Raw genomic sequence first — 1,251 nt, forward strand, 5'->3', positions numbered from 1 at the left:
TGGACCTGAGTCAATATATTGGACAGAAAAAAGTTAACTCGTTATGCTGACTGACGTGCTTGATCTTCTACTTCTTGTGGAGTTCTGTAACCTAAATGGCTGTGAATACGTTTACGATTGTACCAGCCCTCAATATATTGAAATAGAGCTCGTTTAGCAGAATCATAGTCAAGATACTTAACCTGATGGACTTCTTCTTTCTTTAAAATCGCATGGAAGGATTCAATACAAGCGTTATCATATGGACATCCTTTACGGCTAAATGATTGCTTCATCCCGTAGGATTTAACTGCTCTTTCAAAAGCTTCACTCGTATACTGTGTTCCTAGATCTGTGTGGATGATGAGGCCTGGATCAGGATGTTGCGTTGTCACTGCATTATGTAGAGCTTGAAGCACAAGGTCTGTTGTCATGGAACGAGAGAAAGAGTATCCGACAATTTTTTTAGAATGCAGGTCTAAGACAGACGCCAAGTAACACCAGCCATCCCTAAGCGTATGAATATAGGTGATGTCAGCCACCCATTTTTCATTAATGGTGGTAGTTGTAAAATCTTGCTCTAGGTGATTCGTGCGTTCCATGATCGTTCCTTGACTCTTTTGCGGACGGAACTTCTTCACGGTGATGGATCGAATTCCTGCCTTCTTCATCAGCCGTTGAACACGTTTAAGGCTCACGGCGTATCCCACCTTAAGGAGGGATTGATGAATCTTTGGAGCCCCATAGCGTGCTTTGCTCTCCTTGTGAATTCGATGGATCTCTTCCGTGAGTTGCCTATTCTCACGGTCACGATTCGATTCCATATGCTCCAAGGATTGGTAGTAAGTACTTCTAGGAACGTCAAGTACCTCACACATCACTTGAATGGGATAGTTCTCTTTTTGTTCATGAATCAAATCGATGAGCTCGTTGTCCGTTACTTTTTGGCGAATATGGCCATAGCCTTTTTTAAGATTTCGATCTCCTGTTTCATGCGAAGATTTTCTTTCTGAATCGCAGCGATGTCTTTAGGGGTTAGGCTCCCCGTTTCCTCACTGATTGGGGTCAAAGCCTTAATCCATTTGTATATTGTCACTTCAGATACGCCATATTCGCTGCTTAACGCACTCACCGAACTACCCGTGTGATAGAGTTCAACGATTGTCTTCTTAAAATCGTCGTTATATTTCTTTTTTTGTTTCATATCGGACACTTCCTCTCTTATCTTTTATGATAGAGAGTTAACTAAAAGCTGTCCATAAAACTATACTA

At 41.6% G+C, this 1,251-nt stretch carries 1 protein-coding gene; it reads right to left on the minus strand.

Annotated features, from left to right (window positions below; all coding sequences use genetic code 11):
• Positions 1-41: 41 nt before the first annotated feature.
• Positions 42-1,183 (minus strand): IS3 family transposase gene (locus tag EKC99_RS15265; RefSeq protein ID WP_163152656.1). Its coding sequence is split into 2 segments (ribosomal slippage): positions 42-943 and positions 943-1,183, totalling 1,143 coding nucleotides; the frame shifts between segments, so codons are not numbered across the junction.
• Positions 1,184-1,251 lie beyond the last annotated feature (68 nt).

It is taken from the genome of Anoxybacillus sp. MB8, from assembly GCF_011006755.1.
Lineage (GTDB): Bacteria > Bacillota > Bacilli > Bacillales > Anoxybacillaceae > Anoxybacillus > Anoxybacillus gonensis.